Genomic DNA, 19,123 nt, shown 5'->3' with positions numbered 1-19,123 from the left:
TGGTGAAAAGTGCGGTGGTTCAGGATTCTGCGGGAGCTCGGCGGCCCTCAGGAGTGGAAGGGCAGCCCGGCGTCGGCCACCAGCTCCAGGTCCTCGGTGTCCTCGGCCGACAGCAGGCTGGCCGTGCCGTCGGTCACCGGTACGACGCCCAGCTCGAGCAGCTCGGCCATGGCGGCGCTGCCGGCCATGTCGCGGACCTGGAGCTGGTAGCGGGCCGTGGTGCGGTAGGTGCCGCCGCCGTCGTCGCCGGTGCGCTGCAGGAAGCCCGAGTCGGTGAGGAAGGCGAGAGCCTTGGCCACGATGCCGGTGGTGGAGGCGGCCGGGCGGCGGGCGTCCTTGGTGGCGCCGGTGGCACTGCGTCTGGCCCAGATGCGCCAGGCGGCCTCGAGGCCGGGCGCGTCGGTCGCCGGGTCGGTGTTCTCGCCCCGTTCCTCGGCCCGCTCCTCCAGGCGCCGGCAGGCCTGCCGTACGAAGGCGTCGACGCCGTTGACGGTGACCCGGCCGATGTAGGTGTCGTCGGCCAGGTCCTCCGGGCGCGGGAAAGCCAGTGCGGCGACGGCGAGATGGGCGAGGCCGTGCAGGAAGCGGTCGCCGGAGTCGGCGGCGGTGCGACGCGCGTAGTCGCCCATGCGGACGGCGAACACCGAGTCCTCGGCGGCCGTCACGGCCATGCCCGCGCGGGGGGACACCTCCAGCACGACGAGGCCCAGGCCGGCGGCGACGGCGTCGGCGAGCCGCGCGAACGCCGGATCGTCGCGGTACCGGCGCAGCAGCTCCGTGTACTCCTGGTCCCGCGCGGGCTGCAGCTTGGGCTGCAGCCCGAAGGCGACGAGCCGCGCCGCGTCGGCGGCGTCGGCGGGGGTGACGGCGGCGGGGGCCGACGGCGGCGACGACTCCGCCTCACTCCACTCGACGTGCTCGCTCACGGTTGGGGCTCCTTGTCGCGCTGTTGTTGACTCATGCTGCTTCCGTCCGGTCCGCCGCCATCCCGGCCGCGTCCAGCAGGGCGGTCCCCACGATCAGGTCCGCCCCGCCGAACTCGGGATCGTCCAGCTCGGTCCCGTCGTCCACGGCGAACAGCAGCTTCTCCTCACCCTGCCGGTACGCGGTACCGACAGCCGGACTGGCCGCATGAACCGCCAACAGGGCCACCAGATAGGCCAGATCGGGGTCCCCGGTGCGCCGGGCCTCGGCCAGCAGCCCCGACAGCCTGCGCGGCGCGTCGGCCGGCAGGTCCAGCAACTCCGTCGCGGCGGCCAGCTGCTCCTCGCTGAACCGGCTGTCGTCCGGCGTGGCGATCAGGTCGGGTTCGGGCATCTCCGCGCCCAGGTGCTCCCGCTCGACCGGCGGCGTCAGCAGTATGTCGACGAGGTCCGCCACCCGGACGGACACCGGCGTCCGCAAGCCCGTGCCGCTGGCGAAGAACGCGTCCGTGACCCGGATCGCCTGTTCCAGGGGCAGCGGCAGGACGGGGGCGACGAGATGGCCGTACAGGTCTGTCCCGGACGTCGTCGCCGGTGCCGCGAAGGCCTGCCGGTCCTGCTCGGCGCGGAACAGCGGGCCGGCCTCCAGCAGCCGTGACTGGAGCTGGGTGTGCCGCCGGATGCAGTCCTTGACGATGTCGACCAGCTCGGCCGCGCGGCGCTTGTGCTCGGGCTCCTCGGTCTCGTCGCGGGCCTTGCGGATGTTCGTGAGGATCGCGTTCTCGTGGCGGTAGCGGTCGGCCACGTGGTCGAGTGCCTCGGCGATCATGTCGGGCACGGCGTTGAGCCAGTCGACCGCGCGGACGTTGCGCCGGGTGGCCTCCAGGGCGCGGCGGAGGGTCTCCGAGTACTGCACCGTGCGGTAGCGGGCCTGTTCGGCGGCGAGCTGGGCGTCGGCGAGCCGGCCTCGGTTGATCAGCACCTCCAGCTTGACCTCGGCGGCGATCTGGGCGCTGGTGACATCGGTGTCCAGGGCGCCCACCAGGACGTTGACCGCCTCGTCCGTCGTGCGCAGGTACACCGTGCCGCCGGGGCCGGGGACCTCCTCGATCAGCTTGAAGTCGTAGTCCCGGCGGACATACGTACCGTCCGGTGCGAAGGTGCCGTAGACGGCGCGGAAGCCGCGGTCGACGCTGCCGACGTTGATCAGGTTCTCCAGGACCCAGCGGGCCACGCGCTCGTGCTCGGCGGTCGGCCGGCGCGGGGCCTGGGCGGCGATGCGCGGGACGAGCCGGGCCACGATCTGCTCGTGGTCGGCGCCGGTGTCGAAGTCCATGTTGAGCGTGACCAGGTCGATGGCGGCGAGGGCCACCTCGGCCATGCCGTACACCGAGTACTCACCGGCCAGGTTGGCCTTGCGCGCGTCGAGGTCGTGCAGCGGCGCGGTGCAGGCGAGCGCGCGCAGCCGGCGCGCCAGCCCCTCGTCGGCGGCCGGGCCCGGAGCAGGGCGCGGCCCCGCGCTGAGCTGGGGCGGAACGCTGTCCGTCGATGCAGGCGAAGTCACGGTGCACAGAGTAGGTCCTAGGTCTGACATCGACCCAAACGGCGCGGAGTGGCTGCGCCAGGGCGGGGTGCTGCCGAGTTACGGGGCGACCCGGCGCTGGTACACCTCCACCATCCGCTCCAGGGAATCCGCGAGGTACGTCTCCAGCAGTCGCTCGGCCTCGCGCTTGTCGCCGGACTGCAGCACCTGCAGGATCCGGTGGTTGCGGGCGAGGTAGGGCTCGTGCAGCCGGCGCGGGTCGTCGACCACGTGAAAAGCGAGCCGCAGCTCGGCGAAGACACTGCGCATCAGTTCGTCGGTGCGTTCGCTGCCCGCGAGGGCGACCAGATCGCGGTGGAAGTGGATGTTGGCGGTGCCCAGCGCCTTCCAGTCGTTCTCCGCGGTCGCCCGCTCCCCTTCGGCGACCGCCGCGGCCACGCCGTCCAGCCGGTACGGCGGCTCGCCGAGCCCGCGCACGACGGCGCACTCGACCAGGGCGCGCGTGCGGTAGATGTCCTCGACGTCCTCGACGGTCAGGACCCGCACGAACACCCCGCGGTTGAGCTCGTGGACCAGCAGGCGTTCGTGCGTGAGCAGCCGGAACGCCTCGCGCAGCGTGTTGCGGGAGACCCCGAGCGCGCCGCCGATGCCGTCCTCCGACAGCCGGGTGCCGGGCGGGAAGTACCCGTCGGCGATACGACTCCGGAGGATGTCCGAGACCCGCTCCGCCGTGCTGGTACGCCCCAGGAGCGCGCGGTCGTCGGCCAGTGCCGTCAGCTGCTCTGCCATGCCGGAATTCAATCGCAGAGTCCGGAACGAAACAACGTGGGCATTGAAGGATCGTTGAACGATCCTCTGTTGCCGGTGCAAGTGGGCCGGCGCAGGAGGGTCGGGTTCCTTCAGGTGTGCGGGACGAGGCGGGTAGGTCTGCTGCCTGAGGAGATGGACGCCGGACCCCGGGCACGTGCGCGTACCGCGTACGCGGTCTCTTCGCATTAGCCGCGGCGGGCCGTGCCTGCCCGGCGGGGCCTGGACCTCGGCACGGGCCAGACCCCTTCGGACAGGCGTCCGGTCACCCTCCGGGCGGGCCGCCGACCGCCGGTCGTTCCCCGGTGACAGCTGTCGTCCGCGCCGTCTGCGCCCCGGCGGCCGCGCAGGCGGTGTCCGCCACCATGGCCCCTGGACGGGCGCAAGGTCCCGGCCGGCCCTCCGGCCCTCCGGGCACTATCCGGCTGCCACGGTCGTCCGCGCGGTCTGCGCCCCCATGGCCCCACGGGCCGAACCCGGCGCTGTGGCCTCGCCGACCGGATCCGTCACCGTGACCGCGCGGGCCCTGCCCGCCGTCATGGCCTCGCCGACCTGATCCGCCACCACTGCCGCGCGGACCATACCGGCCGTCACGGCATCGTCGGCCTGATCTGCGGCCGTGACCGCGCAGACCGTACCCGTCGACACAACCTCGCCGGCCGAATCCACTCCCGCAGCCGCGCGGACCATACCCGCCGTCATGGCCTCGCCGACCTGATCCCCCACCACTGCCGCGCGGACCATACCCACCGGCACCTCGCCAGCCGGATCCGCTGCCGCAGCCACGCCGGCCCTACCCACCGAGCCCGCCGAAACGGCCTCGCCGACCTGATCCGGCACCACGGCTGCGCGGGCCGTGCCCACCGTCGCGGGCTCACGGGCCGTATCCAGCCTCCGGCCCGTCCGTGCGGGACCAGGTATCCCTGTCGGCTGCGTGCCCGCAGGGCGTCGCTGAGCCTCGGCGTCCTGGTTGGGGACTTCCGACAGGGCGGCCAGGGCTTCGGACACCGCTGCCGAGGCGCTCAGGTCGAGGCGGGCGCTGGTGCCGCGGGCCCGGTGGTGGAGTTCGTCGGCGGCCAGGCGCAGCAGCTGCGGCAGCAGGTCCTTGCAGCGCCGGGCCACCCAGGCGGTGCCGGCCGTGGCCAGCCACAGCAGGCTCGCCGCCCGGGTGGGCGCGGAGAACTCCGGTTCGGGGGACGGCGGTTGTCCCGTCGCTCGGCCCGCCTCCGTGAGCAGGGCGTGGAAGCGGACGGCGAGCTGCCGGTGCCCGCGTTCGCCCGGGTGCAGCCGGTCGGCGCTCCACAGGCTCCGGTCGGTGATCCAGGCGCCGTCAACGGCGTCCAGGTGGACGGCCCGGTACCGCTCGGACAGCGCGTGAACGACCGTGTTGACGGCCCGCTGCCGGCGGGCCAGCGGACGGGCCAGGGCGCTCGGCAGGCCCAGCATCGCTCCGGGGTCTGGCAGGCAGGCGGTGAGGAGGGTGGCGCCCTCGCGGGTGAAGGCCGCGTAGACCTCGTCGAGGCGGGCGGCCACCGCCCGGATGTCGAAGGTGCGACGCAGCGTGTCGTTGACCCCGATCACCACCGACACCAGGTCGGGACGGAGTTCGAGGGCGGCCGGAGTCTGCCGCTCCAGCACGTCGCGGGTCTGCGCACCGCTGACCGCGAGATTGGTGAACTCCACGGCGTCCGGGGTCTCGGCGAGGGAGGGCGCCAGCAGCGCGGCCCAGCCCCGCCAGCCGTCCCCGACGGGGTCGCCCACGCCCTGGGTGAGCGAGTCACCGAGGGCGACGAAGCGGACGGGGGTCATGCCACGCCCTCCTGCACGGTGCGACGGACGCCGGCCGGGCGGAGCACCTCCGCGTCGTGGGCCGCGAGGAACGCCTCCACGGCCGTACCCCAGCCGAAGCACTCCGCACGCGCGCGTGCCGCCTCGCGCCGCGCGTGCTCGCCGCGGTCCAGCAGCTGCTCCACGGCGTCCGCGAACGCCTCGCCCCGGTCGGCGGCGGTCGCCCCGGCGGAACCGATGACCTCGGGCAGCGCGGAGGACGCGCTCGCCACGACGGGCGTGCCGCACGCCATGGCCTCCAGTGCGGCGAGCCCGAAGGTCTCGGCGGGCCCGGGCGCGAGGGCGATGTCCGCACTGGCCTGGAGGGCGCCGAGCGCGGCCCGGTCGGAGACGTGCCCGAGGAAGGTCACGGGCAGCCCGTGTTCCCGCGCACGCTGCTCCAGCCGGGCTCTGAGCGGCCCGTCCCCGGCCACCACGAGCACCGCCCGCCGCCCGCGTCGTATGAGCGCGTCCAGGGCGTCCAGGGCGGTGCCGGGGCGCTTCTCGACGGACAGCCGGGAGCACATCACGAGCAGCGCCTCGTCCCCGCGCGCGTGCCGGGTGCGCAGACCCGGGTCGCGCAGGGCGGGGTGGCGTTCCATCAGGTCGACGCCCAGGGGGGCGCGTACGACGTTGCGCGCGCCGATGCGCACGAACTCGCGCTCTGCGAACTCGGTGGTGCACACCACGCGCGAGTAGACGTGCGCGGTACGGGTGTTGAGGGCGTCGGCCGCGCGCCGGGAGAGGTGCTCGGGCAGGCCCCAGGTGCGCAGCACGCCGTCGGCGGTCTCGTGGGAGACCATCACGGCGGGCACGCGCGCGCGGCGGGCCCAGCGGCCGGTCCAGCGCAGGGTGGTGCGGTCGGAGACCTCCAGGCGGTCCGGGGCCAGCTCCTCCAGGAGGGCGGCCACGCGGCGCTTGTCGGTGAGGACGCGGTAGCCGCCGGTACCGGGCAGCAGCGGGCCGGGCAGGGTGATGACCCGGCCCTGCTCGGTGTCGTGGTCGGTGTGCCGTTCGCCGGGCACGATCAGGACGGGTTCGTGGCCCGCCGCCTTGAAGCCCTTGCCCAGCTCGCGCAGGGCGGTGCGCAGGCCGCCGGAGGCCGGGGCGACGAAGTTGGCGAGCCGGACGATGCGCAGGGACTGGCCGGTCATGCCGCCACCGCCGTCTTCCGTGCCGCGAGCACGTCGTCGTAGTGGGCGATCAGCTGGTCGCCGACGGCGGCCCACGTGCGGCCCTCGACCATGGTGCGGGCTGCGGCACCGAACGCGGTCCGCCGCGCCGGGTTGGCGGCGAGTTCCCGGACCGCCTCCTGTACGGCGTCGGCGTCACGCGGCGGGACCAGGTATCCGGTGCGGCCGTGGGCGACCAGGTCGAGCGGGCCTCCGGCGGCGGGTGCGACGACCGGGACCCCGCTGGCCATGGCCTCCTGGACGGTCTGGCAGAACGTCTCGAAGGGGCCGGTGTGCGCGAAGACGTCCAGTGAGGCGAAGATCCGCGCGAGCTCGCCTCCGGTGCGGCGACCGAGGAAGACGGCGCCGGGCAGGGCCTCCGTCAGGTGGGCGTGGCTGGGCCCGTCGCCGACGACCACGACCTTGACGCCGTCCAGGCCGCAGGCGCCGGCGAGGAGTTCGACGTGCTTCTCGGGGGCGAGTCTGCCGACGTAGCCGACGATCAGCTCGCCGTTCGGGGCGAGTTCGCGGCGCAGCGCCTCGTCCCGCAGATCTGGCCGGAAACGTATGGTATCCACGCCACGTGGCCACAGCCGGACCCGGGGCACCCCGTGCGCCTCCAGGTCACCGAGGGCGGCGCTGGAGGGGGCGAGGGTGCGGTCGGCGGCGGCGTGGACGGAGCGGATCCGCCGCCAGGCGGCCGCCTCGCCGGCACCCATGTAGGTGCGGGCGTAGCCGGCCAGGTCGGTCTGGTACACGGCGACGGCGGGGATACCGAGCTTGGCGGCGGCGGCCATGCCGCGCACACCGAGGACGAAGGGGCTGGCGAGATGTACGACGTCAGGCCGGTGTTCGACGAGCGCCGCGGCGAGCCGCCGGCTGGGCAGCGCGACGCGGACCTGGGGGTAGCCGGGGAGCGGGAGGGAGGGGATCCGGACGACCGGGCACGGGGCGTCCGTGTCCGGTCCGCTGCCCGGAGCGGGGGCGGGGGCGACGACGAGCGGATGGTGACCGCGATCTACGAGGTGCCGGGCGGTCTGGAGCGCGCAGTGGGCCACGCCGTTCACATCGGGGGGAAAGGATTCGGTCACGATGACGACACGCATACGGGTGTTGTCGCCGCGCCGGACGTGGGCGCGTCAACTTCGATCTTTCCGCCCGGGGAACGTCCCATGAGCGTTGGGCTGCGCACCCGAGCAGGTCAGACGGCCGTCATGGCCGCCTGACCTGCGGGACACCCGGCGTTCACACAGCGGGCGGTCGTCCGCCCGGGCCGCGTGCGTGCGAGGGGTCAGCCGAGGGCGGCGTCGGGCCCGAAGCGGCTGCGTACCGCCGTCTGCACCTCCGCCTCCTCGGCCGGATCGGCGGCCAGGCGGCGCAGGCGCTCCACGACCCGGGTGTCGCCGGTCTCGGCGTGCCGGGCGGCGAGCTCGCGGGTGGTCTCCTCGCAGTCCCACAGGCACTCGACGGCGAAGCCGGCGGCGAAGGAGGGGTCGGTGGCGGCCAGGGCGCGGGCGGCCCGGCCGCGCAGATGGGAGGACGCCGTCTCGCGGTAGATGTGGCGCAGCACGGGGGCGGCGCAGGCGATGCCGAGGCGTCCGGTGCCGTCGACGAGGGTCCACAGCGTGGGCGCGTCGGGGCCCTCGCCTCGTACGGCCTCGCGGAGGGCGCCGAGGACGAGGTCGCGGTCCTGGACGCCGCCGCGGCAGGCGAGCATGCGTCCGGCGGCGGCGCCGAGCGCGTCGGGGCGCTGGGCCCAGCGGCGGGCGCGGTCGACGGCGGCGATGCTGCGCATCCGTTCGAAGGCGTCGACGGCGGCCTCCACGACGACGGTCGTACCGTCGGCGACGGCGGCCTCGATCAGCTCGAGGGCGTCGGGGTCGTTACTGTCGGCGAGATAGCGCAGCGCGGTGCAGCGCGCGCCGTCGATGCCGCCGCGGGCGGCCTGGACGATCTCGGGCCGGTCCTCGGGGCCGGCCACGGCGACCAGACAGCGGGCGGCCGGGACGTGGAGAGCGGCGCCGCGGTCCATGCCCTGCTGGGCCCATTCGAAGACGGCGCGCACGCTCCATCCGGGCCGGGGGCCGGTGGGCCGCAGCTGGCGCTGCCAGCGGTCGAAACAGCCGGTCTCGTGGGCGGCACGCACGCGCGTGGCGATCGATTCGCGCGGATCGTCGGCCCACAGCCGCCAGGGCCTCGGCTCGAAGGCGTCGCGTACGGCGGCGGCCAGCTCGGCCTCGCCCTCCGGGTCGGTGCCGAAGCGGGCCAGGACGGGTGCGGCGAGGGCGCGCAGGCCCGCGTCGTCGTCCCTGAGGGCCAGCTCGTCCAGGGCCCAGGCCCAGTTGGAGCCCTGGGCGGCGTACCTGCGCAGCAGTTCGAGGGCGTCCCGCCGGCCGTAGGAGGCGAGGTGCCCGAGGACGGCCAGGGCGAGGCCGGTGCGGGACTCGTCGGTGTCGAGGACGTCCTCGGCATCGAAGAGGTGCGCCTCCATCGCGTCCAGCTCGCCGTTCAGGTCGAGGTAGAGGCGGGCGTAGTACAGGGAGCGGTTCTCCACCTGCCAGTCGTGGCGGGGATCGCGCAGGACACAGTGGTTCAGGGCCGCGAGCGCTTCCGCGCGGGGGGCGGTGAGCGCGTGCAGTGTGCCGTCGCCGCGGCCCCGCTGGAGCAGGCCGAGCAGCGTACCGCTGGGCGCTATGACCGGATCGAACATGGGAAACAGCCTCACATCAAGCGTCGACGCAACCGGGGAACACGCACTACCTGGCCGCGTGACACAACGTCGGAGCGCCCGCCGTCTCTTGCTTGCTGAAGACCATCTCTCTCTGCCTCTCGTCGGTGGCCCATGCGGACCGCATCACGGCCCGCGCGGTGCGGCAACACCTGCCCAGCCATCGCGTCCGTGAATCACGTCGTCATGATGACCCGGCCGTTTGCGCTGCCGCGACCGTATTTCCGGCGGCCCTTTACCGCCTCCCCCGTTTTCCGTGTCGTACCTGGTCAGGACATGCGCGTCAGTGCGCGCCGAACAGCTCCAGGAGTTCCGTCTTGCCGAACATCCGGGCGGTGTCGGCGGCCGACGGGGTCCCCGCGGCCGGGTCGGCCCCACCCTCCAGGAGCGTCTTGATCACTTCCGTCTCACCCTTGAACACGGCGCCCGCGAGCGGGGTCTGACCCCGGTCGTTGATCTGGTCCGCCGCGGCACCCCGGGCGAGCAGGGCGCGTACCGCGTCGGCGTGGCCGTGGTAGGCGGCGAGCATCACCAGGGAGTCACCGCGGTCGTTGGTGAGGTTGGCCGGAACGCCGGCGTCGACGTACGCCATGAGCGCCTCGGTCTGCCCCTGCCGGGCCAGATCGAAGATCTTGGTCGCCAGCTCCACGACCTCGGGGTCGGGGGCTTCACTCATCGGGCGGACCGCCTCTCCTGCGAACTTCGGGGACTTCAGGGAGCGTACGGCAGCGAGAGCGGAACGCGGCCGTACGAGTGAATCGCCAGCGTACTGGCTCGCGCGGCACATGACCCGATGTGCCCGAGGTAAAGATCACCGACAGCCCCCGCCGGAGGCAACCGCCCAGCTCAGCCGGGCCGGACGGGACGATTCTGCCGACTGGGTGAAATCAACCGCATTTCACTCAGTTGCACCTTTAATCGTATGGATACATCCTGTGATCCTGGAAGAACTCATGGTGACTGTCCCCCCTCGACACCAGGAGGCCTCAAATGATCCTCTCCATGTCCGGCGTCTTCATCCTCGGCGTCATCGTCTTCCTGTTCTTCCGCAAGGACGGGCTCAAGGGCTCGCACGCCACGGTTACGGCCCTGTTCGGCTTCTACCTCGCCAACACGGGCATCGCCCCGAGTATCAAGGCCGGCGGCGAGAGCCTGGCGAGCCTCCTGGGCGGCATCAAGTTCTGACCCCGCCCGTCCCGCCCGCACGCACCCCCAGGAGACAGCAGTGGCCCGGCGCCCTCTCCCCCGCATCCTGAGCAAGGACAGCGCCCAGATCGCCCGGATGCAGCTCGCCCGGAGCCGGGAGCTGGCCCGGACGGCGGCCGACAGCGCCACCGACGTCCTCCATCCGCTGATCACCGTCACACGCGGGCTGCGCCTGCTGGCCTCGGCCGCGCGGCGCAAATGGGCGGACACGCCCCAGGACAGGCGTGGACCGCTGCTGTTCCTCGTGGCCTCCGTGATCCTGGCCGTGGGGCTGGCGCCGTACGGGCCGCTGCTCGCCGTCATCACCGTGATGGCGGCGGCAGCCTGGCAGGGCCGCGACCGCACCGCACCGGCTCCCGAGGGGCCCGACGAGGCCCAGACCGTACGGCTCCAGTCCCTCTACGAGGCGCTGATGCCGTACTTCTCCAGCCCCGAGGACCCGGCGCCGCTGTACACGCACGGCGGAGAGTGGGAGAAGGCCTTCCCCGCCCACGAGTTCGACGACGCCGGGCGTGTCGGCCATCTCGTGATCCGTTATCCCCCGTACTTCCCGGACGGCGAGCCCGAGGCCCGCATGCGGATCGAGCAGCTGCTCACCGCGAAGGCCGGCCGGGGCCGCGAGTACCGCTTCGCCTGGGACGAGGAGGGCAACCAGCTCACCGTCGCCGTCCTGCCTCCGTTGCCCGCCGACATCCCGGCCCAGCACTTCGTCACCGCGCCCGGCGAGACCGTTCTCGGCTTCACCGACCCCGGCGAGGTCCAGCGCACACTCCCCCTCTCCTACGGAGAGGAGGAGATCGACGTGCCGCCGGTCGTCTGGCGCACCGGCATCCGCTCCACAGAGCCGCACCTGCTGGCCGTGGGCCACCCCGGCAGCGGCACGTCGACGCTGCTGCGCTCCATCGCCCTGCAGGCCCTCCGGTACGGCGACGTCCTGATCGTCGACGGCGGCGGCACCGGCGAGTACGCGTGCCTGACCGGCCGGGACGGCGTGCTGGCCGTGGAGTGCGCGCTGCCCGGCGCGCTGGCGAGCCTGGAGTGGGCGGCACAGGAGACCGAGCGGCGGCTCATCGCCGTCAACCTGGCCCGGCAGGCGGGCGACCCGCCACCGGCCGACGCCCGCCGCCCGCTGTGGATCATGCTGGACCGCCCCTGCGTCTTCACCCACCTAGCCGCGGCGGACGGCCGCAAGGACCCGCAGGCGCTGCTCCAGGTGCCGCTGAGGCACGGCCGCGCGGCGAACGTGACGGTCGTCGTGGCCGAGCAGTTCGACAGCGCGGAGGCCTTGAGCGACGCGGTACGGCAGCACACACGCGCGCGTGTCGTACTCGGACCCGCCGCGCCCCGGCAGGTGGAGGCGGTACTGGGCGCGCCGCCGCACACCACGCCGCTGGGGCATGTGCCGCCCGGGCGGGGGTATGCGCGGCTGGGCGTGGGGCCGGTGCATCGGCTTCAGGTGCCGCGTACGCCGGATCCGTACGACGACGCGACCAGTGACGCCGACCGGCAGGCGGTGCTGGAGTTGCTGCCGGCGCGGGCCACTGCCGTGGAGGCTCGGCCGACGGAGCCTCCGGAACCGACGGAGCCCCGGGAGCCGGCGGATCTGGCGAAGCCGGCCGTGCCTGCGGAGGCAGCCGGCTAGCGCCGTGGGTGTTCGGGCCGTCTTCCGTGGCGGTCCGTCGGGGGCACTCGCGAAGTTCCCCGGGGCCCCTCATGGGGCGCCACAACGCGCCCCGAGCCGGTGGGCGGCCTAAGCCACGAACGTGCGCGGCGCCTCCCCACCCCCCGTGGCCCCCGTCTCCACCAGTCGTGCCGCCGCGGCCAGCCGGACCGCCGCCTCCTCCGCCACAGCTCCCCCGACGGTGAACGGCAGCCGGAGATACCCCTCGAACGCGCCGTCCACGCCGAAGCGGGGGCCGGACGGGACGCGGACGCCGGTCCGCTCGCCCGCTTCGGCGAGACGGGAGCCGGACAGGCCGCCGGCCCGGACCCAGAGGGTCAGACCGCCCTGGGGCAGGTGGAACTCCCACGTCGGCAGCTCGCGGCGGATCGCCGCCACCAGCGCGTCCCGGTTCTCCCGGGCCTGGGCCCGGCGCAGCTCCACCGCCTGTGCCCAACCTCCCGTGCTGAACAGCCAGTTGACGGCGAGCTGTTCCAGCACCGGCGTACCGAGGTCGGCGTACGCCCGCGCGGCGACCAGGCTGCGGATGACGTCCGGCGCCGCCCTCACCCAGCCGATCCGCATGCCGGCCCAGAACGCCTTGCTCGCCGAGCCGACCGTGATGACGGTCGAGCCGGCCGGGTCGAAGGCGCAGACCCGGCGCGGCATCCCGCCGTCCGCGAACTCCTCGTCCAGCCACAGCTCTGTCATCGTCTCGTCGGCGACGAGCACCGTGCCGGCCGAGCGCGCCGCGTCCACCAGCCGGCGCCGCTGGTCCTCGTCGGCGAGCGCCCCGGTGGGGTTGTGGAAGTCGGCGACGACGTACGCGAGGCGGGGCGCGGCCTCGCGCAGGACCTGACGCCAGCGGTCCACGTCCCAGCCGGACAGCCCCTCGGCCATCGCGACCGGGACCAGACGGGCGCCCGCCTCGCGCATGAGCTGGAGGATGTTGGCGTACGACGGGGACTCGACCGCGATCCGCTCGCCGCGGCCGGCGAAGAGATGGCAGATGGCGTCGATGGCGCCCATCGCACCGGTCGTCACCATGATCTGCTCGGGCATGGTGGGGATCCCGCACGCGGTGTAACGCTCGGCGATCATCGAGCGCAGCGAGGGCAGGCCGGCCGGGTAGTCGCCGTGCGTGTGGGCGTACGGCGGCAGTTCCTCCAGGGCGCCCTGCACGGCGCGGGTCAGCCATGGCTCGGGGGCCGGGAGCGAGGCGCAGCCGAGGTCGATCATCGAGCCCAGGGCCTCGGGCGGCAGGGGTTCGAGGCCACGGGCGGGCAGCGGGTTGCCGGCCGGTACGGCGGTCCAGCTGCCGGCGCCGCGCCGGGACTCCAGGAAGCCCTCGGTTCGCAGCGCCTCGTAGGCGGCCGCCACCGTGGTGCGGCTGACGGACAGGGCGAGGGCGAGCTCACGCTCGGCGGGGAGGCGGGCGGCCACCGGTACGCGGCCTTCGAGCACCAGCAGGCGGATGCCGTCGGCGAGGGCACGGTAGGCCGGCGGACGGCGGGTGCCGGGGCCGGCCGGGCGGTCCTGCTGGGACTTGAGGAGCCGGGCGAGCTGCGAGGCCCCCATCGCTGAGGTCCACTGCGCCATGACGATCAGTCCACCTTCCCCGAATTGGCCATGGATGGCCATTCTTCCCAAGCCACAGAGTGACATGCGTCAGGCCACCGCCACCACCCAGGGGGGTACTTCATGTCCACTCGGCGCCGTCTCGGACGACGATTGATCCAGCTGTACGCCGGGCTGGCGCTCTACGGCGCGAGTTCCGCCCTGCTCGTCGAGGCAGGCCTGGGCCTGGAGCCCTGGAACGTGCTGCACCAGGGCCTCGCCGAACTCACCGGGCTGACCATCGGCGTGGTGTCGATCATCGTGGGGGCCGCGGTGCTGCTGCTGTGGATCCCGCTGCGCCAGCCGCCCGGGCTCGGCACCGTCTCGAACGTCTTCGTCATCGGCCTCGCCATGGACGGCACGCTCGCGCTCGTCCCGGACGCGCACTCCCTCGCCGTACGCGTCCCGCTCCTGCTCGCGGGGATCGTGCTGAACGGCGCGGCGACCGGCCTCTACATCGCGGCACGCTTCGGTCCGGGCCCCCGCGACGGGCTGATGACCGGGCTGCACCGGCGCACCGGCCGCTCGGTCCGGCTGATGCGGACCGGGATCGAGGTCGCGGTGGTGGTCACCGGGTTCCTGCTGGGCGGCACCATCGGCGTCGGCACCGTGCTGTACGCGGTGTCCATCGGGCCGCTGGCCCAGTTCTTCCTGCGGGTGTTCGCCGTCCCGGCGGCATCGGCCGGAAGCACCGCCGTTGCCGCGGAGACACCGGAAGGGGTGATACTGCGACCGTGACCCTCACGACACCGCCCAAGCGCCATCCGTACCTGGACCACCCGGGGCCCATACCCTTCGCCCACCGGGGCGGGGCCGCCGACGGGCTGGAGAACACCGTGGCGCAGTTCCGGCGCGCGGTCGAGCTGGGCTACCGCTACATCGAGACCGACGTGCACGCCACCGCCGACGGCGTGCTCGTCGCCTTCCACGACTCGACGCTGGACCGGGTCACCGACGGTGCGGGCCGCATCGCGGACCTGCCGTGGAAGGACGTACGGCACGCGCGCGTGGCCGGCCGCGAACCGGTGCCGCTGTTCGAGGAGCTGCTGGAGACCTTCCCCGAGGTCCGCTGGAACGTCGACATCAAGGCGGAGCCCGCCCTGCGCCCTCTGCTGGAGCTGATCGAGCGCACCGGCTCCTGGGACCGGGTGTGCGTGGGCTCGTTCTCCGAGGCGCGTGTGCTGCGCGCCCAGCGGCTGGCCGGGCCGAAGCTGGCCACCTCGTTCGGCACGCGCGGGGTGTTGAGCCTGCGACTGCGCTCCTGGGGACTGCCGGCGGCGGTGCGCCGGTCAGCCGTCGCCGCGCAGGTGCCCGAGGCCCAGTCGGGCGTCCCGGTGGTCGACCATCGCTTCGTCCGCGCCGCCCACGCGATGGGGCTGCAGGTGCACGTGTGGACGATCAACGAACCCGAGCGCATGCACCGGCTCCTGGACCTGGGAGTCGATGGCATCATGACCGATCACATCGACACGTTGCGCAAGGTCATGGAGGAACGCGGCGTCTGGGTCTGACCGCCCGGCCGGCCGGCCCGAGCCTTCGCACTTGAGCAGTTGAGCGGGGAAGCGAGGGCAGGGGTGAGCACGGACACCGTGCGGACGGACGCGGCGCACGACGCCGCCGGCCTCCGGCGCGAACAGCGCGGCTGGTACTTCTACGACTGGGCCTGCTCGGTCTATTCGACGAGCGTGGTGACGGTCTTCCTGGGGCCGTACCTCACCGCGGTCGCCAAGCGGGCCGCGGACGCGGACGGCTATGTGCATCCGCTGGGCGTCCCGGTCCGGGCGGGCTCCTTCTTCGCCTACACGGTGTCCCTGTCGGTGGTCATCGCCGTCGTGGTCATGCCGATCGTGGGCAGTGCGGCCGACCGCACCGGCCGCAAGAAGCCGCTGCTCGCGGCGGCGGCGTACACCGGGGCCGCCGCGACCACGGGCATGTTCTTCCTGGACGGCGACCGGTATCTGCTCGGCGGGGCGCTGCTGCTGGTGGCCAACGCGGCGCAATCCGTCGGGATGATGCTCTACAACTCCTACCTGCCGCAGATCGCCCCGCCGGAGGAGCGCGACGCGGTCTCCTCGCGGGGCTGGGCCTTCGGTTACGCGGCGGGCTCCACGGTCCTCGTCGCCAACCTGGTCCTGTACTCGGCGCACGACTCCTTCGGTCTGAGCGAGACGGCCGCGGTCCGCATCTGCCTGGCCTCGGCGGGCCTGTGGTGGGGCGCCTTCACGCTCATACCCCTGAGCAGGCTGCGTGACCGGCACGCGCGCGTGGAGCGCGCCGCGGCACCCGGGCTCAGGCAGCTGGCCGCGACGGTCCGGGACATGCGCCGGCACCCGCTGACGCTCGCCTTCCTGCTGGCGTACCTCATCTACAACGACGGCATCCAGACGGTGATCACCCAGGCCTCCGTCTACGGCTCGCAGGAACTGGGACTGTCCCAGTCGACGCTCATCGTGGCCGTGCTGCTGGTGCAGGTGCTGGCCGTGACCGGAGCGCTGGCGATGGGCCGGCTGGCGCGGACGTACGGTGCCCAGCGGACGATCCTCGGCTCGCTGGTGGCGTGGACGGTGACACTGGCGGCCGGTTACTTCCTGCCCGCGAAGGCACCGGTGTTCTTCTTCGTGCTGGCCGCCGGGATCGGCCTGGTCCTCGGCGGCAGCCAGGCGTTGTCCCGGTCGCTGTTCTCCCATCTCGTGCCGCCCGGCAAGGAGGCGGAGTACTTCTCGGCGTACGAGATGAGCGACCGCGGGATGAGCTGGCTCGGGCCGCTGCTGTTCGGCATGACGTACCAGCTGACCGGCAGCTACCGGTCCGCGATCATCTCGCTGGTGGCCTTCTTCGTCATCGGCTTCGTGCTGCTGGCGCGCGTCCCGGTGCGGCGGGCGATCGCCGAGGCGGGGAACCCCGTTCCGGAGAAGATTTAGCACTGATTTAGCGCTCAGCACGAAAGGGCGGTAGTGTACGCCTTTGGCCTGCCAGGCGTACCGTTACTGCGCGTCAAAGATGCCGAAACGCTGGGTGACATCTGCTATCAGATGTGACAAACCGGGCGCCGGTGGGTAGAACAAGGGGCGGCTACGACGGCGACGCGTGACCCGGAACGGGACACGGAACGGGAATCTTTACCGCCGACCGGACGTTGACCGGATGACGACGACAGCGACACCTGTCCTGTGGGCGACAAGCCCGGGAGGCACGATTCATGAGTGAGCGAGCTCTTCGCGGTACGCGCCTCGTGGTGACCAGCTACGAGACGGACCGCGGTATCGACCTGGCCCCGCGCCAGGCCGTGGAGTACGCATGCGAGAAGGGGCACCGCTTCGAGATGCCCTTCTCGGTCGAGGCGGAGATTCCGCCGGAGTGGGAGTGCAAGGTCTGCGGAGCCCAGGCACTCCTCGTCGACGGCGACGGCCCTGAGGAGAAGAAGGCCAAGCCCGCGCGTACCCACTGGGACATGCTGATGGAGCGGCGCACCCGTGAGGAACTCGAAGAGGTCCTCGAGGAGCGCCTGGCGGTTCTGCGCTCGGGGGCGATGAACATCGCGGTTCACCCTCGGGACAGCCGTAAGTCGGCCTAGTTCCTGCGGGCTGGGCGCGGACACAGCCCATCCGAAAACCGCGGGCGCCGTACGTGATTCACGTACGGCGCCCGCGGTTTCGCATGTCCGGGAGCTTGCTGCGCGGGGGCGTGTTCAGCCGGTCAGCGGTGGACGCTCCTGCTCCCCCGGCTCGGGCCGGTCCTCACGGATGACCTCGCCCTGCACCACCTTGCCGTCGGGACGGCGGATACGGGCCTGCTGGAAGGCGTCGCCGAGGCTGCCCGGGGCCGCCGTGCGCAGCCTCTTGTCCAGGGCGTTCTCCGTGTAGCGACTCACGGCCTGCTGCACCGGTGGGAGCAGCAGGAGCAGGCCGGCCACGTCGGAGACCAGACCCGGGATGATCAGCAGCAGGCCGCCGAGCATCATCAGGCCGTTGCCGCCGCCGCGCTCCGGTGAACCACCCCGCTGCAGCGCCTCGTTCAGGCTCTGGAAGGCGCGGCGGCCGGCCCGCTTGATGACCACGGAGCCGGCCACGAAGCCCGCGACGAGCAGCAGGAACACGGCAAACCCCCCGGCCGCCCCCGCGACCAGGGTCAGCAGCCAGATCTCCAGCACCAGCCAGGCGGCGACGCCCAGCGGCAGATATCTGCGCAGCCGGGAGCGCCGGGGCCGGGCGGTGTACGGAGAGGTCGGAGCGCCAGTCGTCATGCCCCCAGTGTGCCTGGCGGCGGCTCAGCGCGGGATAAGGGGATGTTCGCCCAGGGCCGACCGGGACGCATCGGCCCGCTTGCGACTACTTGGCCCGCTTGTTCTTGCCGGTGAGCTTGGCGACCCGCTCCCCCGCGCCCCAGGCGGTGACCCGCCACAGCGCCTCGACGAGGATGTCCTTGCTCATCTTGGAGTCGCCGAGTTCACGCTCGACGAAGGTGATCGGGACCTCGACCACTTGGTAGCCGGCCTTGACCGCGCGGCGGGCCAGGTCGACCTGGAAGCAGTAGCCCTGCGAGGCGACCTCGTCCAGACCCAGCCCCTCCAGCGTCTCGCGGCGGAACGCGCGGTAGCCGCCGGTGATGTCGCGCAGCGGCAGGCCGAGGGCGAGCCGGGAGTACAGGCTGCCGCCACGGGAGATGAACTCACGCGACTTGGGCCAGTTCACCACGCGGCCGCCGGGCACCCAGCGGGAGCCGAGCACCAGGTCGGCACCCTTGAGGGCGGTGAGCAGCCGGGGAAGCTCCTCGGGCTGGTGGGAGCCGTCGGCGTCCATCTCGATCAGCACGCCGTAGTCGCGCTCAAGACCCCAGCGGAAGCCCGCGAGGTAGGCGGCGCCCAGGCCTTCCTTGCCCTTGCGGTGCATCACCTGGACGTTGCCGTCCTCGGCGGCCAGCTCGTCGGCGAGCTTTCCGGTGCCGTCGGGGCTGTTGTCGTCCGCGATCAGCACGTGCGCCTCGGGGACGGCCTTGCGTACCCGGCCGACGATGGTCTTGATGTTCTCCGCCTCGTTGTAGGTCGGAATGATCACCAAGGCCGTGCCGAGCGGACCGAACTGCCTCCCCTGGGCCTTGGCCGCGAGAGTCCCGTCGCCGTCGTTCACTGATGCCCCTTCTTGGTCGTACGCAGGGGACCACCATAGTGGCCACCGCCTGGTAAGACGTGCGGAGTGCTTCCTTTGGTGGTGTCGATTCCACAAGAGTGGGGTAAGAATGCGCTTTTCGGCACCTTCACGGCACGCCGGGGCCGCTCGCCCACCACGGCGGATGGGGGCCCGGCGCCCTTCGGGCCGACCTGGGACCCGCTGGCTGCGGATCGACCGAAAGCCGTTGTCTACTGAGCGCACGGGCCCCACCCGGGTCACACCTTGCCGGGCCGGAACGTTCCCTCGGCGGCGCGGGCGCTGAGCCTGGCTCCCAGCGACGGTGCCCCGGTGCGGCACACCGTCCCTGACCCAGCGGCGCTGCGACGAGTTGCGCGAACGCTCCCCGGTCAGGCGTCCGGTGGTGGACTCGGCCGAACCTACCGGCCCCCGGCCGTCGACTGTCAACAGCCCCCTGGCCTGCGAAGACGGCCCGAACAGCACGGTCTTGGGGGAGGATGCGCAGGTCGGGCGG

Annotated in this window: 16 protein-coding genes and 1 pseudogene; 6 read left to right on the top strand and 11 right to left on the bottom strand. The window is 72.9% G+C overall.

Annotated features, from left to right (window positions below; translation table 11 throughout):
* Window positions 1–47: 47 nt before the first annotated feature.
* The 8 genes and pseudogenes from ACWGJ5_RS43145 to ACWGJ5_RS43110 form a co-directional block, all read right to left on the bottom strand.
* A complete protein-coding gene (locus ACWGJ5_RS43145) occupies window positions 48–926 on the bottom strand; it encodes a hypothetical protein (protein WP_453315077.1) in 879 nt (292 codons plus the stop codon).
* A 31-nt stretch (window positions 927–957) separates the two neighbouring features.
* Window positions 958–2,487, bottom strand: a complete 1,530-nt coding sequence (locus ACWGJ5_RS43140; protein ID WP_453315076.1) for a hypothetical protein — start codon at window positions 2,485–2,487, stop codon at window positions 958–960.
* A gap of 78 nt (window positions 2,488–2,565) precedes the next feature.
* The gene (locus ACWGJ5_RS43135; protein WP_453315075.1) at window positions 2,566–3,255 is read right to left on the bottom strand and encodes a GntR family transcriptional regulator; all 690 of its coding nucleotides are present in this window, start codon (window positions 3,253–3,255) and stop codon (window positions 2,566–2,568) included.
* Between the two features lie 993 nt (window positions 3,256–4,248).
* A pseudogene (locus ACWGJ5_RS43130) lies at window positions 4,249–5,082 on the bottom strand (SGNH/GDSL hydrolase family protein); the annotation flags it as partial.
* Complete coding sequence (locus ACWGJ5_RS43125) at window positions 5,079–6,254, bottom strand: glycosyltransferase (protein WP_453315074.1); 1,176 nt, start codon at window positions 6,252–6,254, stop codon at window positions 5,079–5,081. The pseudogene ACWGJ5_RS43130 and the gene ACWGJ5_RS43125, both read right to left, overlap by 4 nt.
* Window positions 6,251–7,378: a glycosyltransferase family 4 protein gene (locus tag ACWGJ5_RS43120; RefSeq protein WP_453315073.1), complete on the bottom strand. Its 1,128-nt coding sequence runs from the start codon at window positions 7,376–7,378 to the stop codon at window positions 6,251–6,253. Before ACWGJ5_RS43120 ends, ACWGJ5_RS43125 begins: the two co-directional genes overlap by 4 nt.
* A 185-nt stretch (window positions 7,379–7,563) precedes the next feature.
* A complete protein-coding gene (locus ACWGJ5_RS43115; protein WP_453315072.1) occupies window positions 7,564–8,982 on the bottom strand; it encodes a HEAT repeat domain-containing protein in 1,419 nt (472 codons plus the stop codon).
* A 301-nt stretch (window positions 8,983–9,283) separates the two neighbouring features.
* Window positions 9,284–9,676 (bottom strand): ankyrin repeat domain-containing protein, encoded by a 393-nt coding sequence (locus tag ACWGJ5_RS43110; RefSeq protein ID WP_453315071.1) that lies wholly within the window; start codon window positions 9,674–9,676, stop codon window positions 9,284–9,286.
* A gap of 314 nt (window positions 9,677–9,990) precedes the next feature.
* Here ACWGJ5_RS43110 and ACWGJ5_RS43105 point away from each other — a divergent pair, with 314 nt between their 5' ends.
* Complete coding sequence (locus ACWGJ5_RS43105) at window positions 9,991–10,185, top strand: hypothetical protein (protein ID WP_228619019.1); 195 nt, start codon at window positions 9,991–9,993, stop codon at window positions 10,183–10,185.
* Between the two features lie 40 nt (window positions 10,186–10,225).
* Window positions 10,226–11,848 (top strand): hypothetical protein, encoded by a 1,623-nt coding sequence (locus ACWGJ5_RS43100; protein ID WP_453315070.1) that lies wholly within the window; start codon window positions 10,226–10,228, stop codon window positions 11,846–11,848.
* Between the two features lie 108 nt (window positions 11,849–11,956).
* Here ACWGJ5_RS43100 and ACWGJ5_RS43095 read toward each other — a convergent pair whose 3' ends face one another.
* Entirely contained in the window at window positions 11,957–13,465 is a 1,509-nt protein-coding gene (locus ACWGJ5_RS43095; protein ID WP_453315069.1) for an SCO1417 family MocR-like transcription factor, read from the bottom strand.
* Window positions 13,466–13,567: 102 nt separating this feature from the next.
* Here ACWGJ5_RS43095 and yczE point away from each other — a divergent pair, with 102 nt between their 5' ends.
* The 4 genes from yczE to ACWGJ5_RS43075 all read left to right on the top strand — a co-directional run bounded on the left by yczE (window position 13,568) and on the right by ACWGJ5_RS43075 (window position 17,057).
* The gene (yczE, locus tag ACWGJ5_RS43090) at window positions 13,568–14,221 is read left to right on the top strand and encodes a membrane protein YczE (protein WP_453315068.1); all 654 of its coding nucleotides are present in this window, start codon (window positions 13,568–13,570) and stop codon (window positions 14,219–14,221) included.
* A complete protein-coding gene (locus ACWGJ5_RS43085) occupies window positions 14,218–14,994 on the top strand; it encodes a glycerophosphodiester phosphodiesterase (protein WP_453315067.1) in 777 nt (258 codons plus the stop codon). Before yczE ends, ACWGJ5_RS43085 begins: the two co-directional genes overlap by 4 nt.
* A 63-nt stretch (window positions 14,995–15,057) precedes the next feature.
* Window positions 15,058–16,404: an MFS transporter gene (locus ACWGJ5_RS43080; protein ID WP_453315066.1), complete on the top strand. Its 1,347-nt coding sequence runs from the start codon at window positions 15,058–15,060 to the stop codon at window positions 16,402–16,404.
* A 278-nt stretch (window positions 16,405–16,682) separates the two neighbouring features.
* Complete coding sequence (locus tag ACWGJ5_RS43075) at window positions 16,683–17,057, top strand: RNA polymerase-binding protein RbpA (protein WP_003977404.1); 375 nt, start codon at window positions 16,683–16,685, stop codon at window positions 17,055–17,057.
* 114 nt (window positions 17,058–17,171) lie between these two features.
* Here the strand turns inward: ACWGJ5_RS43075 and fxsA are convergent, their stop codons facing one another.
* Entirely contained in the window at window positions 17,172–17,726 is a 555-nt protein-coding gene (gene fxsA / locus ACWGJ5_RS43070) for an FxsA family membrane protein (RefSeq protein WP_453315065.1), read from the bottom strand.
* 85 nt (window positions 17,727–17,811) lie between these two features.
* A complete protein-coding gene (locus tag ACWGJ5_RS43065) occupies window positions 17,812–18,609 on the bottom strand; it encodes a polyprenol monophosphomannose synthase (RefSeq protein ID WP_453315064.1) in 798 nt (265 codons plus the stop codon).
* Between the last annotated feature and the right edge of the window lie 514 nt (window positions 18,610–19,123).

The sequence above is a fragment of the Streptomyces sp. NPDC054783 genome (assembly GCF_053611725.1).
The sequence above is the reverse complement of the archived record's forward strand: the minus strand, read 5'-3'. Positions and strand labels throughout refer to the sequence as shown.

Excerpts from the sequence above, each read along its gene's own strand:
- ACWGJ5_RS43135 (WP_453315075.1), bottom strand. The coding sequence starts at position 3,255 with ATGGCAGAGCAGCTGACGGCACTGGCCGACGACCGCGCGCTCCTGGGG.
- ACWGJ5_RS43125 (WP_453315074.1), bottom strand. The coding sequence starts at position 6,254 with ATGACCGGCCAGTCCCTGCGCATCGTCCGGCTCGCCAACTTCGTCGCC.
- ACWGJ5_RS43120 (WP_453315073.1), bottom strand. The coding sequence starts at position 7,378 with ATGCGTGTCGTCATCGTGACCGAATCCTTTCCCCCCGATGTGAACGGC.
- ACWGJ5_RS43115 (WP_453315072.1), bottom strand. The coding sequence starts at position 8,982 with ATGTTCGATCCGGTCATAGCGCCCAGCGGTACGCTGCTCGGCCTGCTC.
- ACWGJ5_RS43110 (WP_453315071.1), bottom strand. The coding sequence starts at position 9,676 with ATGAGTGAAGCCCCCGACCCCGAGGTCGTGGAGCTGGCGACCAAGATC.
- ACWGJ5_RS43105 (WP_228619019.1), top strand. The coding sequence starts at position 9,991 with ATGATCCTCTCCATGTCCGGCGTCTTCATCCTCGGCGTCATCGTCTTC.
- ACWGJ5_RS43095 (WP_453315069.1), bottom strand. The coding sequence starts at position 13,465 with ATGGCGCAGTGGACCTCAGCGATGGGGGCCTCGCAGCTCGCCCGGCTC.
- yczE (WP_453315068.1), top strand. The coding sequence starts at position 13,568 with ATGTCCACTCGGCGCCGTCTCGGACGACGATTGATCCAGCTGTACGCC.
- ACWGJ5_RS43075 (WP_003977404.1), top strand. The coding sequence starts at position 16,683 with ATGAGTGAGCGAGCTCTTCGCGGTACGCGCCTCGTGGTGACCAGCTAC.
- fxsA (WP_453315065.1), bottom strand. The coding sequence starts at position 17,726 with ATGACGACTGGCGCTCCGACCTCTCCGTACACCGCCCGGCCCCGGCGC.